This is a genomic window from Streptomyces sp. S.PNR 29, assembly GCF_030386795.1.
Taxonomy (GTDB): Bacteria; Actinomycetota; Actinomycetes; order Streptomycetales; family Streptomycetaceae; genus Streptomyces.
Genome location: NZ_JANUQM010000016.1, coordinates 189,874 through 205,620 on the forward strand (window position 1 = coordinate 189,874; position 15,747 = coordinate 205,620).

The following is a 15,747-nucleotide window of genomic DNA, read 5'->3' on the forward strand; positions in this document are numbered from 1 at the left end:
CGATGAGCCGTCGTCCGTCCCGTCCCGTCCGCGTCCTCACCTCGGCCCTGGCGTCGGCGACGCTGCTGACCACCGCGGCCTGCTCGGACGACGAGACGGGCTCGCGCGCCTCGGAGGTCGCCGCCTCACGGCTCGCCGCACAGCCCACCACCGCCTCCCCCTCCCCCTCACCCACCCTCACCGAGGCCGGAGCGCGGGCCGCACTGATCACCGAGGCCGATCTGGAGGACGACTGGACGCGGGTCGCGAACGCCGACCGGTGGGACGACAGACTGCTCATCGGCAGGGTCGACGTCGCCGACTTCGTCACCGCGAAGGCGGACGCCGCCGACTGCCAGCGGCTGCTCGACGCCCTCTACGACGACGACCTGCTGGGCAGGCCCGCGGGTGCGTCGGCGCTGGCCGGCTTCCAGATGGGCGACTCCCGTCTGCTCCACCAGGTCGCCGCCTACGACCGGGACCAACTGGACGACTCGCTGGCCTGGATGAACGACCTGCCGGTCACCTGCGACCGCTTCACGGCGACCGACCCGTCCGGCGGGCAGCGGACGGTCGAGGTGATCGAGACCTCGGTGCCCGACGTGGGTGACGCCCGGCAGGGCCTGCATGTGACCGTCCAGGGCACGACCGCCGGCGCCCCCGCCACGCTCACCCTGGACATCGCCGCGGTACGCGTCGGCGCCGACGCGATCACCGTCACGGCCGGCGGTCTCGCCGGCGGCGAGGACGACTCCATGGAGCAGGCGGCGCGGCAGGGCACCCAGCGTCTGCAGGACGTGCTGGCCGGGAAGACCCCCTCCCCGCAGCCCGGCGAGTTCGACTGAACGTTCCCCGTCACTCCTCCCGTTCCTCGGCCGATTCCCCGGACAGAGTGATCACCGGGCGGCACAATGGGCGGCGACGGCCGCACCCGCGTGAAGGAGCGAAGACGTGACCGAGAGCCGCACACCGGCGAGCGGGGCCGCGAGGCTGAACACCGGGGTGGCGCACAACGCGCGCGTGTGGAACTACTGGATCGGCGGCAAGGACAACTACGAGATCGACCAGCAGGTCGGCGAGCATGTCGCCGGCATGTTCCCGGTCATCCGGGAGATCGCCCGGGCGGACCGCTGGTTCCTGGGCCGGGCGGTACGGTTCCTGGCCGAGGAGCGCGGGATACGCCAGTTCCTCGACATCGGCACCGGGCTCCCGACGGGGGACAACACCCACGAGATCGCGCAGCGCATCGCGCCCGAGTCGCGGATCGTGTACGTCGACAACGACCCGATCGTCCTCGCGCACGCCCGGACCCTGCTGACCGGCACCTCCGACGGCGTCACCGACTACATCGACGCCGACGTGCACGACCCGGACGCCATCCTCGAACGCGCGGCGCGGACGCTCGACTTCAGCCGGCCCGTCGCGGTGATGATGCTGGGCGTCCTCAACTTCGTCCTCGACACGGACAAGGCGAGGGACATCGTGCGCCGGGTCATGGCCGCGATCCCCTCGGGCAGCTGTCTGGCGCTGACCCACCCCACCTTCGACGCCGATCTCGGCGGGGAGGGCCAGATCCCGGCCATGACGTTCTGGAACGAGAACGCCACCCCGCCGATCACCGCCCGCAGCCGCGAGGACGTCGCCACGTTCTTCGACGGCCTGGAGCTGCTGGAACCGGGCCTGGTGTCGTGCTCGCAGTGGCGTGCCGGGCCCGGCTCCGCGGCTCCCGTGCCGCAGTTCGGCGCGGTGGCCGTGAAGCCCTGACACCCGGCCGAGCCCGCCGAGCCGTCCAGGAGGACATATGACCACCCTCGCCGACCACGTGCCCGGCGGGCGTCCCGGAGACGTCGAGCGGGCCACCGCGCTGAGCGGCGAGCTGTCCGGGCGGGGCGTGCACGGGATCGTGCTGGCGTACGTCGACACCGCGGGCATCGGCCGGGTGAAGGCGATCCCCACGGCCAGGCTGGCCTCGGCCGCGGCCTGGGGTGTCGGCATGTCGCCGGTGTTCGACACCTTTCTGGCCAACGACACGATCGTCGCCACCGACGTCCTCGGCTCCCCGGACGGTGATCTGCGCCTGTATCCCGATCTCGACCAGCTGGTGGTGCTGGCCGGGCAGCCCGGCTGGGCGTGGGCGCCGGTCGACCGGATCACGCAGGAGGGCGAGCCGCATCCGGCGTGCGGCCGTACCGTCCTGCGCCGGATCGTGACGGAGGCCGCCGAGCGGCACGGCGTCACGTTCAAGGCGGCTGTCGAGATCGAGTGGGCGGTCGGCCGCGGGGACGCGCCCGACGGCGCGTTCGTGCCCGCGGTCTCCGGGCCGGCCTACGGCGCGACCCGGCAGGTGGAGCTGAGCGACTGCGTCGCCGACCTGCTGGCGGCCCTCGCGGCGCAGGGCGTGGACGTCGACCAGGTCCATCCGGAGTACGCGGCGGGACAGTTCGAGATCTCGGTGGGTGCGCTCGACCCGGTGGCGGCGGCCGACCGCAGCGTGCTGGTGCGGCAGACGATCCGGGCGGTGACCCGGCGCCACGGACTGAAGGTCTCCTTCGCCCCGGCCGTCTTCGCGCGGGGCGTCGGCAACGGCGGCCACATCCACCTCTCCGCATGGCGCGACGGGGTGAACCTGCACACCGGCGGCGACCGCCGGTACGGCATGACATCCGCGGCGGAGTCGTTCGCGGCCGGGGTGCTCGCCCACCTCCCGGGACTGATGGCGGTCACCGCCCCGAGTCCGGCGAGCTGTCTGCGGCTCAAGCCCTCGCAGTGGGCCGGGGTGTTCACCGCCTGGGGCCGGGAGACCCGCGAGGCCGCGCTGCGCGTGATCACCGGCACCGCGGGCGTCCGCGAGCACGCGGCGAACCTGGAGGTGAAGCCGGTCGACCTGGCCGCGAACCCCTATGTCGCGCTCGCCTGCCTGATCGCCGCCGGGCTGGACGGCCTCGTGTCGGAGGCGTCCCTGCCCGAGGAGACCACCGGAGATCCGGCGCGCCTCGACGCGGCGCAGGCGGCGGCCCGGGGCGTACATCGGTTGCCGACCTCGCTGGAGCGGGCGGTGGAGGAGTTCCGCGGCGACGAGCGGCTGCGGGCCGCGCTCGGGCCGGTCCTCGCCGACGCGGTGATCGCCGTACGGCGCGGGGAGCTCGCGGCCGTCGCCGGGATGGACGACGAGCAGGTGGCGGCGGCGTACCGCTGGGCGTACTGAGATGACCGCGGTCCACGAAGCGCTCACCTCCCTGAGGCTGACCGACCACCACTGCCACGGTGTCGTCGCGGCCGACCTGGACCGGGCGGGCTTCGAGTCGCTGATCACCGAGGGCGAGGCGTGGCCCGGTGTCTCGCCCTTCGACAGTCCCGTGGGCGTCGCCGTCCGCCGCCACTGCGCTCCCCTGCTGGACCTGCCGCGCCACGCCCCCGCCGACGCGTATCTGGCCCGGCGGGCCGAACTGGGCTGGCGCGAAGTGAACCGGCGTTTTCTCGCCGCCGCGCGCACCGACGTGTTCTGTGTGGACACCGGCTACGCGCCCGACCGCATCACCACCCCGCAGGAGCTCGCCGGCGACTCCGCCCACGAGGTCGTACGGCTGGAGAGCGTCGCCGAGGCCGTGGCGGCCGAGGGGGTGGAGCCGGACGCGTACGCGGAGACGTTCCGCACGGCCGCGCGGGAGGCGGTGCAGCGGCCGGGCGTGGTGGCGGTGAAGTCGGTGGCCGCCTACCGCACCGGCTTCGACCTCGACCCGGCCCGCCCCTCGGCCGCCGAGGTCACCGAGGCGGCCCGGCGCTGGCTCCCGCGCGGCGGCCGGCTCGATGACCCGGTTCTCGTACGGCACCTGCTGTGGACCGCCGTCGACCTCGGTCTGCCGCTCCAGATGCACACGGGGTTCGGGGACAGCGACATCCGCCTGCACCGGGTCGATCCCACCCATCTGACGGACTGGCTGCACCTGACGGCCGGCACGATCCCCGTCCTGCTGCTGCACTGCTGGCCCTACCAGCGCCAGGCCGCCTACCTCACGGCGGTGTTCGAGCAGGTGTATCTCGACGTGGGACTCACCCTGCACTACGTGGGCCCCTCCCGAGCCGGGGCGGTCCTGGCGGAGGCGCTGGAGATCACTCCGTTCCGCAAGCTGCTGTACAGCTCCGACGCCTACGGGGTGGCCGAGTTCTACCACCTGGGAGCCCTGTCCTTCCGGCAGGGGCTGGCGGGGCTGCTGCAGGAGCGGGTGGACGCCGACGAGTTGAGTCTGCCGGACGCGCTGCGGATCGCGCGGTGGGCCGGGCGGGACAACGCCCGCCGGGTCTACCGGCTGCCGGACGGTGGCTGAGCGACGTGTGGCCGATCACAGTTGTCCCCGAGCGGCTCCCGCTAAGCGGAAAGGCCTGAAAGTATGATCAAACAATGTCTGACATGACCGAAACCACGCCCGGCTGGCTGACTTCCGACGAGCTGGAACTGGTGCGCGCCCGCATGCCGATCCTGTACGTCGAGGCCGTGCCCGTGCGCGTCGACGACAGCGGCGAAGTCACCAGCGTCGGCCTGCTGCTGCGCATCGGGCCCGACGGAACGGTCAGCCGGACGCTGGTCTCCGGCCGGGTGCTGCACCACGAACGCGTCCGCGACGCCCTTCTGCGCCACCTGGAGAAGGACCTCGGCCCGGTGGCGCTGCCCCGGCTCCCGGCCTCGTTGCAGCCCTTCACGGTCGCGGAGTACTTCCCGACGCAGGGCATCACGCCGTACCACGACCCACGGCAGCACGCGGTGTCGCTCGCGTACGTGGTGCCGGTGACCGGCGACTGCCAGCCACGGCAGGACGCCCTCGACCTGGTCTGGTTCAGCCCGCAGGAGGCCCTGTCGCCGGCGGTGCAGAGCGAGATGCCGGGCGGGCACGGGGTGCTGCTCAAGCAGGCGCTGGCGCATGTGGGCTGCGTGATCTGACCCCGTGTCGGTCGTCGTGGTCGGCGCCGGGATCGTCGGTTCCTCGGTGGCGTACCACCTGGCACGCCGTGGTGTGTCCGTGACACTGCTCGACCGGGGACCGGGACCGGCCACGGGGGTGACCGGTGGCTCCTTCGCGTGGATCGGGGACCGCGGCGGGGACTGGCCCGGTGGCGCCCGGGATCTGCGCGGGTCGGTGCGGGCGGACTACCGGCGGCTGGAGTCGGAGGTGCCGGGCGTCGCCGTGCGCCGGTGCGGATCGCTGGACCTGGCTGCCGACGCCGAGCCCGGTGAGGGACGGTTCCGCGTCGGTCGCGACGAGATCCGGGCGCTCGAACCGGAGCTCCGTTCCCCTCCCGAATGGGCGGTTCATACGCCCTCCGACGCGGGCGTCGATGCCGTGGCGGTCACCGCGGCGCTGGTGCGTGCGGCTCGCGCGCTGGGCGCGCGGGTGGTGTTCGGCGCGGACGTGACGTCCCTGGAGGCCGAGGGCGGGCGGGTGCGGGGCGTGGCCTCGTCCGTGGGGTTCCATGCCGGGTCCACCGTGGTGCTGGCCGCGGGCACCGAGGTGGTGCGGCTGGCCGAACCGCTGGGGATCCGGCTGCCGGTCCGCACCTCTCCAGCCTGTCTGATACGGCTCGCGGCGCCGCCCGGGCTCGTCAGGACCATCGTGGCCGCGCCGGACTTCGAGGTGCGGGAGGTCAGTGACGGGCAGCTGCTGATGACCGTATCTCTGACGGGTGACACGACGTCCCCCCTGCGGCTGCTGCGTGCGTCCTTCCGGCGGGCCGACTCCTGCCGGGTCCTGGAACGCCGGGTCGGCGGGCGGCCCGTGCCGGCGGACGGACCGCTGATCGGACCCGTCACGCCGGACGGGTCCGTGTACGCGGCCGTCACACACTCGGCCGTCACCCTGGCCCCGACCGTCGGACGGCTGGTCGCATCGGAACTCGCCACCGGCGCACCGGCGGCCGAGCTCCGCCGGTGCCGGCCGCGGGGTCTGTCCCCGGGCTCCGGGGGGCGTTAGGTCACGGGAGAACTCGGTGGGGACCTTCTCAGCCGGCCGCCTCCTGATGGGTCAGGTTCGCTCCGGTCGCCGGATCGAACACATGGGCCTTGGCCATGTCGACCCGCAGCTCCACCGGTGCACCCTCGCGGGCACGCGTGGCGGCGTCCAGACGGGCCACGATCTGCTGGGCGGCCTCGGTGCCGCCGGTGTCCCGCGCGCCCGAATCGGAGGCGAGTTCCTCCAGTTCGGCGGTGGTCGCGGGTCCGCCCTCCGCCGAGAAGTAGACGTACACGTCGGAGCCCAGCGACTCCAGTACCTCCACGGTGGCGGTGAAGACGGGGCCGCGTCCCGCGTGCTCGGGCGACAGGGCCGCGTCCTCGAAGGCCTCGGGCCGCAGCCCGACGATGACCTCGCGGGGCGCGTTCCGCCGCTCCAGTGTCTGCCGCGTGCGGTCGTCCAGGGGCAGTTCGCCCAGGGGCGAGCGCAGAACCCCTTCTTCCAGGCCGGCGTTGAGGAAGTTCATCGCCGGCGAACCGATGAAGCCGGCGACGAAGAGGTTGCGCGGGAAGTCGTAGAGCTGCGCGGGCGTGCCGATCTGCTGGACCAGGCCCTGCCGCATGACCACGACCCGGTCGCCGAGGGTCATCGCCTCGGTCTGGTCGTGGGTGACGTACACGGTGGTCGTGCCGAGGCGTCGCTGGATCCGGGAGATCTGCGTGCGCATCTGCACCCGGAGCTTGGCGTCCAGGTTGGACAACGGCTCGTCCATCAGGAACGCCTTGGGGTCACGGACGATCGCCCGTCCCATGGCCACCCGCTGGCGCTGCCCGCCCGACAGGTTGGCGGGCCGGCGGTCCAGCTGCTCGGTCAGGTCGAGGACCCGTGCGGCCTCCTCGACCTTGGCGTCGATGGTGGCCTTGTCCACCTTGGCGAGCCGCAGCGGGAAACCCATGTTCTCCCGCACGCTCATGTGCGGGTACAGGGCATAGCTCTGGAACACCATGGCGACGTCCCGCTCCTTGGGAGCGAGTTCGTTGACGACTCGGTCGCCGATACGCAGGGTGCCCTCGGTGATGTCCTCCAGGCCGGCGATCATGTTCAGGGTCGTGGACTTCCCACACCCGGACGGACCGACCAGGATCACGAACTCGCCGTCGGCGATGTCCAGATTCACGTCCCTCACGGCAAGGGCTCCGTCGGGAAAACGCTTGGTGACTCCCTCAAGGATGATCTCGGCCATGGGTGGTGCCTCCTTGCCTTCATGCCTTCCGCGTCCGGGGGGTGCGGCCGGTCAGCCCTTGACCGCCCCGGAGGTCAGTCCGGCGACGATCCGCCGCTGGAAGAACAGGACGAAAACGATGATCGGGATGGTGATCACCACAGCGGCGGCGGCGATCGACCCGGTGGGCTGCTGGAACTGCGAGCTGCCGGTGAAGAACGCGATCGCGGCGGGCACGGTACGCGCGGACTCCGTGGAGGTCAGCGAGATCGCGAACAGGAAGTCGTTCCAGCAGAAGATGAACACGAGAATGGCCGTGGTGAACACGCCCGGCGCGGCCAGCGGCACGATGACCAGCCGGAAGGCCTGTGCGGGCGTGGCCCCGTCCACCTTGGCCGCCTTCTCCAGATCCCAGGGGATCTCCCGGAAGAACGCCGACAGCGTGTAGATCGCCAGCGGCAGCGAGAAGGTCATGTACGGGATGATCAGCCCGATCCAGGTGTCGAAGATCCCGATGATCCGCTCGATGTTGAACAGCGGGGACACCAGGGAGATCGGCGGGAACATGGCGATCAGCAGGGACATGCCGATGAGCACCTGCTTGCCGGGGAAGCGCAGCCTGGCCACCGCGTAGGCGGCCATGGTGCCGAGTGCCACCGCGATCACCGTGGCGATCAGCGCGATACCGATCGAGTTGAGCAGCGCTCTGGTGAATTCGGAGGTGTCGAAGATGCCCCGGTAGTTCTCCAGGGTCCAGTCCCGGGGGATGTAGTCGCCGTCCGTGAGGGTGCTGGGGTCCTTGAACGACAGCGCGGCGATCCACCACACCGGGAACAGGGCGTACAGCACCACCACCACGTTGACGACACCCCAGCGGACGGCGTGCGTCTTGCCTACGGCGGCCATCAGCGCTTCACCTCCGCGCCGGGTGCGGCCGCGCCGAACAGCTTGACGAAGGTGAAGGCGATGATCCCGACGCAGATGAAGATCAGCACCGAGATCGCCGACCCGATGCCCAGGTTCAGCGCGGTGAACAGGTTGTCGTACCCGAGGATCGACACGGAGCCGGTGTCCTGTGCCCCCTGGGTCAGCACGTAGATGTTGTCGAAGATCCGGAACGCGTCGAGCGTGCGGAACAGCAGGGCCACCAGGATGGCCGGTTTCATCAGCGGAACCATGACCTTGGTGAAGCGCTGCCAGGGGGAGGCACCGTCCACCATGGCCGCCTTCAGCGTCTCCTCCGGGACCAGCGCCAGGCCTGCGAGCAGCAGCAGGGCCATGAACGGCGTCGTCTTCCACACCTCGGCGAGGATGATCAGCCACAGGGCGGGCCATTGCTCGGTCAGCGGGGCCTCGCCCTCGGGCAGCAGCTCGGCGAGGTATCCGAGGTCGGGGGTCCAGGCATACTGCCAGGAGAAGGCGGCGACCACGGTGACGATGCCGTACGGGATGAGGACCGAGGTGCGGACGGCACCGCGGGTGAAGATCGTGCGGTGCATCACCAGGGCGAGCCCCATGCCGAGGACCAGTTCGATGGCCACGGACACGGCGGTGATGAACAGCGTGACCCAGAAGGCGTCCCACCAGAACGAGGAGGACAGCACCGCTCCGTAGTTGCTCAGGCCCACGAACTCCGCCTGTGCCGGAAAGCGCAGGTCGTACCGCTGAAGGGACAGATAGATGGCGTACCCGATCGGATAGGCGGTCACGGCGAGCATGACGACGACGGCCGGCGCGCACAGCAGCCAGCCGAGCCGGCGCTCCTGCCGGGCGCCCGCCGAGACTGCGGCCCGGTCCTGCCGTACCCCTTCCGCTTCGGGGGGCACCGGGGCCCCGGCCGGTTCCGCCTGCATGCTCATCGCGGACCGCCCGGTGGTGAGACCCGCGCGCGGGGGCGCCGGCCGACGGGATGGTGCGGGTGGTGGTTCACGGGATCACACCCTCGGATCGCAGGGCATCGTCGATCTGGTCGCCGATGGTTTCGACCGAACTCACCGGCTCGATCGCCGACGGCGGCGACAGTGTGTGGGAGACCGCGATCGACACGTTCTGGTAGGCAGGGGTGATCGGGCGTACGCTCGCCGATTCCAGGGCGGCCAGTACTTCCCGGGAGAACGGGTACTGCTTCATGAACGCCGGCTCGTCGTACAGGGCGCGCAGGGTGGGTGGCAGGCCGCCCATCAGCGCGGCGGTGAGCTGGTTCTCCCGGTTGCGCAGGCACAGGGCCGCTTCGAAGGCCAGGTCCGGGTGGCGCGAGTAGGCGCTGATCGCCAGGTCGATGCCGCCGATGGTGGGCCGCGACGGGCGGTCGGCGTCGACCCGGGGGTACGGCGCCCAGCGGAAGTTCTTGAACAGCTGCGGGTTGTTCTGCCTCATCGACGGATAGACGAACGGGTAGTTGATCTCGAACGCCGCCACGCCCGCCTCCATGGCGAGGCGGTTCTGGTCCTCCATCTGGTTGGGCAGGGAGGGGTCCGCGGCCACGGAGTTCGCCAGCTCTCGCATGATTCCGGCGGCCCGCGCGGCGGGAGGGCCGAGGGAGGGCTCGGTCGCGGTCGGGTTGAGGATGGAGCCGCCGGCGCTGTTGATCAGCGTGTTGAACCAGACGGTCAGACCCTCGTACTGGGCACCCTGGATCTCCACGAAGTGCGGTTTGCCCTGCCGGGCGAGGTCGCGGGCCATGTCCAGCATCTCGGACCAGGTCTTGGGCGGGGTGGGCACCAAGTCCGAGCGGTACCACAGGAGTTGGGTGTTGGTGTTGTACGGGACGGCGTACAGCTTGCCCTTCCAGGTCGACGTCTGCAGCGGTACGCGCAGGGTGCCCTCGGTGGCCTGCCGCTTCGCCGCCCCCGTCCACTCCCGGATCCAGCGCGCCTCGGCGAACTCCGCCGCCCAGGTGACGTCCAGCCCGAGGATGTCGAGCGAGTCGTCCTCGGCGGCGAGCCTGCGGACCATCTGCTGACGCTGCCCGTCGGCGGCGCGCGGCAGCTTGTTGTAGCTGATCCGGTAGCGGCCGCCGGACGCCCGGCTGCACCGGTCGGCAGCCATCTGGAGCGCACCGGAGTCGTCGGGGAAGTTGTACCAGTTGAGGGTGGGCCGACCACCGCCCTCGTCACTGCCGCACGCGGCGAGCGTCGACGCCAGCAGCGGCAGGACGGCGAACGCCCTCAGCCAGCGCGTCCCTTTTGAGCGGCACCTCACGTGCACGCGCTCCACACCTCGCTTCCGGGACGGCGGCGCGGGACTCACACCCCGCGGAGATGGTCTCCCGGCGAACGCTAAGCACAACATAAGGCAACATCAAGGACATAACTACATAAATCACCCAATACGCAGCGTCGGGTCGCGGCACGGATGGTCAAGCGGTGGAGACGCAAGGTCAACGACAGCGGCGGCTCGGACCAGGAAAATGACTGAGGGCCTTGTTCCACCGAAGTGGAACAAGGCCCCGCCCTGGCTGACACGCCAGGCATTCTGTCGGGACGACAGGATTTGAACCTGCGACCCCTTGACCCCCAGTCAAGTGCGCTACCAAGCTGCGCCACGTCCCGTTGCCCGCCTGACCTGGGGTTTCCCCTGGCCGGACGCGCATGGAAACAATACCGCACTCGGGCCGGTGGTCGCGCGCCGGTTTCCTGGGGGCCGGCGACACCCCTCGCCGCACCCGGCGCTTGACCTGAATCGGGAGCTTCCTGCCGGGCGGGGCGGTGCCGGTGCCCGGGTGACAGCAGCCCCCGAGCAGGTCGGCTCTGCCGACGGCGAAGCTCGGACCGGGAGGCGGAGGCCACGCGTCTCCGCCTTTTTTCATTTCTTCTTACCTTCCCCGCACATCGAAACGATTGAGTTTCGTTGCAGGCCTGCCCTAGATTCCTGTACGAAACCGTTTCGGACTAATTGTGGGTGAGTGCCATGACGACAGAGCCCTCGGCCGACACCGTCCAGGCCGGGCTGTACGGCCGGACCCCAGCGCAGGCGAAGCATCGATGGTGGGCGCTGGCCGTGATCGGCCTGGCTCAGCTCATGGTGGTGCTCGACGCGACGATCGTGAACATCGCGCTGCCGTCCGCCCAGCAGGACCTGGGCTTCGACAACAACGGACGGCAATGGATCGTCACCGCGTACTCGCTGGCGTTCGGCAGTCTGCTGCTGCTCGGCGGGCGACTCGCCGACCTCTTCGGCCGTAAGACGACCTTCATCATCGGCATCGTCGGCTTCGCCGCGGCCTCGGCGCTCGGCGGCGCCGCCCATGGGTTCACCATGCTGGTCGTGGCGCGTGCGGTGCAGGGGCTGTTCGGTGCCCTGCTCGCTCCGGCGGCGCTGTCGTTGCTGACGACGACCTTCACCGACGCCAAGGAACGCGCCCGGGCGTTCGGCGTATTCGGTGCCATCGCCGGCTCAGGGGCCGCCGTGGGACTGGTTCTCGGCGGTCTGCTCACCGAGTACCTGGACTGGCGCTGGACGCTGTACGTCAACGACATCATCGCGGTGCCGGCCCTGATCGGTGCGATCGTCTTCGTCAGCCGTTCCGTCCCGGCCGTGCGGCCGCAGTTGGACATCTTCGGTGCCGTCCTGGTCTCCGGCGGCCTGTTCGGCATCGTCTACGGCTTCGCCAACGCGGAGACCCACGACTGGGACAACTGGATGACCTGGGGCTTCCTCGCCGGAGGTGGCGTCCTGCTGCTGGCCTTCTTCCTCTGGCAGGCCCGGGCGAAGCACCCCCTCCTGCCGCTCAGGGTGCTGGCCGACCGCGACCGCGCCGCCGCCTTGTCGACCATCCTCATCTCGTCCGCCGGGATGTTCGGCGTCTTCCTCTTCCTCACCTACTACCTGCAGTCGACGCTGGGCTACTCGCCGGTGAAGAACGGCGTGGCCTTCCTGCCGATGGTGGGCGCGCTGATGGTGCTGGCGCAGTTGTCCACCAACTGGCTGGTGCCGAAGATCGGACCCAAGATCGTCGTGCCCGTCGGCCTGCTGGTGGCCGCGGGCGGCATGGTCTGGCTGACCCGCCTCGGCCTGGACAGCAGCTACGCGGCACATGTGCTGCCGCCGCTGCTGCTGTTGGGCGCGGGGCTCGGTATGTCGATGCCCGCGGCGATGAGCTACGCCACCCTGGGAGTGCAGGCGAGCGACCAGGGCGTCGCCTCGGCGTCCGTCAACACCACCCAGCAGATCGGCGGTTCGATCAGCACCGCGCTGCTGAACACCCTGGCCGCGAGCGCCGCCACCGACTATGCGCAGGACCACCTGAACGACCCGCTGGTCAAGGCGAACGCCGCGCTGCACAGCTACGAGGTCGCCTACTGGTGGTCGGCCGGGTTCTTCGCCTTCGCCGTGATCGTCACGGTGCTGCTGTTCCGCTCCAGGAAGAGCGCGAGCGCGCCCGCCGAGGAATCCGAGGAGCAGGCTGAGGCCCCGGCCGCGGTCGGACCCGAGGCCGCCGGGCAGACCGCCCCCACGGCTGCGCCTCCGATCGCCGACCCGGTCATCCGCGGACGCGTCCGGGACGGGGCCGGCGCACCCGTGCCGCGCACCGCGATCACCCTGCTGGACTCGGCCGGCCACCAGGTGGCCCGCACCACCTCACGGGAGGACGGCTCGTACGCGCTGGACACCCCCGAGCGCGGCAGCCTGGTCCTCATCGGCTCGGCACCCGGTCACCAGCCGCAGGTCGCCACCCTGAGCCTGAACGGCACCCCGGTCTCCCACGACCTCGTGATCCTCCCCGGCAGGGGCGGCGTGGCCGGTACCGTGCGCGGCGGGGACGGCGACGCCCTGTCCGGCGCCCTGGTGGTGGCCACCGACCAGGGCGGTGAGGTGACGGCCTCCACTACCACGGGAAACGACGGCGGGTACCGCGTCAGCGACCTGCTGCCCGGCGACTACACCCTCAGTGTCAGCGCCCCCGGCCACCGCCCGGCCGCCGTGCCGGCCACCGTCACCGCCGAGGGCGCGCACTGCGACATCCAGTTGCTCGTCGCGGCGACGCTGCGCGGGACGGTGCACACCCAGGACGGCCGTGCGCTCGACGACGCCCGCGTCACCCTGCTCGACGCCGCCGGCAACGTCGTGGGGACGCACACGACCGGCGTCGACGGGAGCTACTCCTTCGCCGACCTCTCCAGCCAGCAGTACACCGTGATCGCCAGCGGCTATCCGCCGGTCGCCACGTCGATCACGCTGAACGGCAGCGAGGACGGCGTCGACATCCTGCTGAGCCACAAGGAGGCGTGAGCCCCCTGCTCACACGGAAGCGTCCGCCTCCCGGGATCATCCGGGCGGCGGACGCTTTGACGTCGGCGCCTGTCAGTCAAGGGGCCTCACAGGGCACCGGCGCCCACGAGCACCGGCTACCGCACCGGCGCGGGGGTCGGCTCCCGCTCGATGGACGCAACCTCCGGGTTGGCCTGCGCGCGCAGGCCCTCGCCCTCCACGTCCACGTTGGGCAGGGCGCGGTCCAGCCACTTCGGGAGCCACCAGGCCGCCTTGCCCAGCAGGGCCAGGACGGCCGGGACGATGGCCATACGGACGATGAACGCGTCGAAGAAGACCGCGATCGCCAGCCCGAAGCCCATCATCTTGATCATGGACTCGCTGGAGCTGATGAAGCCGGCGAAGACGGCGATCATGATGATCGCGGCGGCCGTGACCACGCGCGCGCCGTGCTTGAAGCCGGTCACCACGGCCTGCTGGGGCCGCTCGCCGTGGACGTAGGCCTCGCGCATGCGGGTCACGAGGAACACCTCGTAGTCCATGGCCAGGCCGAAGACCACGCCGATCAGGAAGATCGGCGTCATCGACATGATCGGGCCGGTCTCCTCGACGCCGAGCAGATCGGCCAGCCAGCCCCACTGGAAGACCGCGACCACGGCACCGAGCGCCGCAAGCACCGACAGCAGGAAGCCGAGGGCCGCCTTCAGCGGGACCAGGATCGAGCGGAAGACCACCATCAGGAGCAGGAAGGCGAGGCCGACCACCAGGCACAGGTAGGGGATCAGCGCGTCGGTCAGCTTCTGCGAGAAGTCGATGTTCATCGCCGTCGTGCCCGTCACCAGCACTCGCGCGTCCGTGTCGGCCTTGACGCCGTCCGCCTTGTCACGGATGCCGTGCACCAGGTCCTCGGTCTCGGTCGAGGACGGCTTGGAGTCCGGGACGACGGTGATCGTCGCCGTGTCGCCGGCCTTGTTGAAGGCCGCCGGAGTGACGGTCGAGACGTCCTTCAGGCCCTTGATCTCGTCGCTCACCGTGGTGGCGGCCGCCTTCGGGTCGGCGCTGTCCTTCGCGTCGACGACGACCATCAGCGGGCCGTTGAAGCCCGGGCCGAAGCCCTCCGAGAGGAGGTCGTACGCCTGCCGCTGCGTCGTGGACTTCGGCTGGGTGCCGTCGTCGCCCAGCCCCAGCTCCAGCTGGGTCACCGGGACGGCCACCGCGCCGAGAGCGGCCACGGCCAGCAGCAGGACGGCGGCGGGACGGCGGACGACGAAGCTCGCCCAGCGCGTGCCCATGTTGGGCCTGGTCTCGGCGTTGTCGTGCACCTTCTTGCGGCCCCACCGCTTGCTCTTCCTGCCCAGCGGCTGGATCTTCCGGCCCGCGTACCCGAGCAGCGCCGGGATCATCGTGAGGGCGATCAGTACCGCGATGGCGACCGTGGCCGCCGCCGCGATGCCCATCTTGGTCAGCATCGGGACATTGACGACCGCGAGCCCGACGAGCGCGATCACGACCGTCAGTCCGGCGAAGACCACCGCCGAGCCCGCCGTGCCGGTGGCCCGGCCGACCGCCTCCTCGCGCTCGCGGCCCTCGGCCAGCTCGGCCCGGTAGCGGGAGACGATGAACAGGGCGTAGTCGATGCCGACGGCGACGCCGATCATCAGGGCCAGCGTGGAGGTGGTGGTGCCGAGGTCGAGCGTGCTGGCGAGGGCCGTGATGCCCGCCACGCCGATGCCCACTCCGATGATCGCGGTCAGCAGCGGCAGCCCGGCCGCGACCAGCGAGCCCAGGGTGACGACGAGGACGACCGCGGCGATGGCGAGGCCGACGATCTCTCCCGCTCCCGTCTCGGGCGTCGCCTGGAGCGCGTCACCGCCGACCTCGACGGTCAGCCCGGAGTGCCGGGACTCCTCCACCGTCCTGTCCAGGTAGTCCTTGGTGGAGTCCTTCAGCTCCATGGCGGGGACGTCGTACCTCACCTGGGCGTAGGCGATCGTCCCGTCCTTGCTCACCGCGTGCGAGGTGAACGGGTCGGTGACGGAACCGACCTCGGCGCCTCCACGGAGCTCCTTGACGGTCTGCGTGACGACGGCCTTGTTGTCGGGGTCCCTCATCTTCTCTCCCGAGGGAGCCTTGAAGACGACCCGCGCGGTCGCGCCGTCCGCGCTCATGCCGGGGAAGCGCTGGTCCAGCAGGTCGAAGGCCTTCTGGGCCTCGGTGCCGGGGATCGAGAAGGACGACGATCCCGCGGAGGGGGCGTTGAACGCCGCGACGCCTGCGACGGCCAGCAGCGCCGCCCAGAAGAGGGCTACGAAGTGCCGTCGCCGGAAGGCGAACCGGCCGAGTTTGTAAAGGAAGGTGGCCACGGGACGTACTCCCGGTCAGTCGTGGGTTGTT

Annotated in this window: 12 protein-coding genes and 1 tRNA gene; 7 read left to right on the forward strand and 6 right to left on the reverse strand. The window is 70.8% G+C overall.

Translation table 11 applies throughout. The features are described from left to right. The first annotated feature begins 2 nt into the window (after positions 1-2). From NW895_RS34895 to NW895_RS34920, 6 genes are all read left to right on the forward strand, one after another. Positions 3-824 carry a hypothetical protein gene (locus tag NW895_RS34895; RefSeq protein WP_289940821.1) on the forward strand — a complete coding sequence of 274 codons (822 nt, stop codon included), beginning with the start codon at positions 3-5 and terminating at the stop codon, positions 822-824. A 106-nt stretch (positions 825-930) separates the two neighbouring features. Then, on the forward strand, positions 931-1,743 hold the full coding sequence (locus tag NW895_RS34900; RefSeq protein ID WP_289940822.1) for an SAM-dependent methyltransferase: 813 nt from the start codon (positions 931-933) through the stop codon (positions 1,741-1,743). 37 nt (positions 1,744-1,780) lie between these two features. Beyond that, positions 1,781-3,184, forward strand: a complete 1,404-nt coding sequence (locus NW895_RS34905) for a glutamine synthetase family protein (RefSeq protein WP_289940823.1) — start codon at positions 1,781-1,783, stop codon at positions 3,182-3,184. Position 3,185: 1 nt separating this feature from the next. After that, complete coding sequence (locus NW895_RS34910; RefSeq protein ID WP_289940824.1) at positions 3,186-4,304, forward strand: amidohydrolase family protein; 1,119 nt, start codon at positions 3,186-3,188, stop codon at positions 4,302-4,304. An 83-nt stretch (positions 4,305-4,387) separates the two neighbouring features. Then, complete coding sequence (locus NW895_RS34915; RefSeq protein WP_289940825.1) at positions 4,388-4,915, forward strand: NUDIX hydrolase family protein; 528 nt, start codon at positions 4,388-4,390, stop codon at positions 4,913-4,915. A 4-nt stretch (positions 4,916-4,919) separates the two neighbouring features. Next, on the forward strand, positions 4,920-5,942 hold the full coding sequence (locus NW895_RS34920) for an FAD-dependent oxidoreductase (protein ID WP_289940826.1): 1,023 nt from the start codon (positions 4,920-4,922) through the stop codon (positions 5,940-5,942). Positions 5,943-5,970: 28 nt separating this feature from the next. Here NW895_RS34920 and ugpC read toward each other — a convergent pair whose 3' ends face one another. From ugpC to NW895_RS34945, 5 genes are all read right to left on the reverse strand, one after another. Continuing rightward, on the reverse strand, positions 5,971-7,164 hold the full coding sequence (ugpC, locus tag NW895_RS34925) for a sn-glycerol-3-phosphate ABC transporter ATP-binding protein UgpC (protein ID WP_289940827.1): 1,194 nt from the start codon (positions 7,162-7,164) through the stop codon (positions 5,971-5,973). Positions 7,165-7,215: 51 nt separating this feature from the next. Then, entirely contained in the window at positions 7,216-8,049 is an 834-nt protein-coding gene (locus NW895_RS34930) for a carbohydrate ABC transporter permease (protein ID WP_289940828.1), read from the reverse strand. Next, entirely contained in the window at positions 8,049-9,002 is a 954-nt protein-coding gene (locus tag NW895_RS34935; protein ID WP_289940831.1) for a sugar ABC transporter permease, read from the reverse strand. Before NW895_RS34935 ends, NW895_RS34930 begins: the two co-directional genes overlap by 1 nt. A gap of 67 nt (positions 9,003-9,069) precedes the next feature. Further along, the gene (locus NW895_RS34940) at positions 9,070-10,350 is read right to left on the reverse strand and encodes an ABC transporter substrate-binding protein (RefSeq protein WP_289940832.1); all 1,281 of its coding nucleotides are present in this window, start codon (positions 10,348-10,350) and stop codon (positions 9,070-9,072) included. Between the two features lie 270 nt (positions 10,351-10,620). Next, a tRNA-Pro gene (locus NW895_RS34945) sits at positions 10,621-10,694 on the reverse strand. 358 nt (positions 10,695-11,052) lie between these two features. Between NW895_RS34945 and NW895_RS34950 the strand changes: the two genes are divergently transcribed. After that, on the forward strand, positions 11,053-13,374 hold the full coding sequence (locus NW895_RS34950; protein WP_289940833.1) for an MFS transporter: 2,322 nt from the start codon (positions 11,053-11,055) through the stop codon (positions 13,372-13,374). A gap of 116 nt (positions 13,375-13,490) precedes the next feature. Here NW895_RS34950 and NW895_RS34955 read toward each other — a convergent pair whose 3' ends face one another. Beyond that, the gene (locus NW895_RS34955; RefSeq protein WP_289940836.1) at positions 13,491-15,716 is read right to left on the reverse strand and encodes an MMPL family transporter; all 2,226 of its coding nucleotides are present in this window, start codon (positions 15,714-15,716) and stop codon (positions 13,491-13,493) included. Positions 15,717-15,747: the final 31 nt, after the last annotated feature.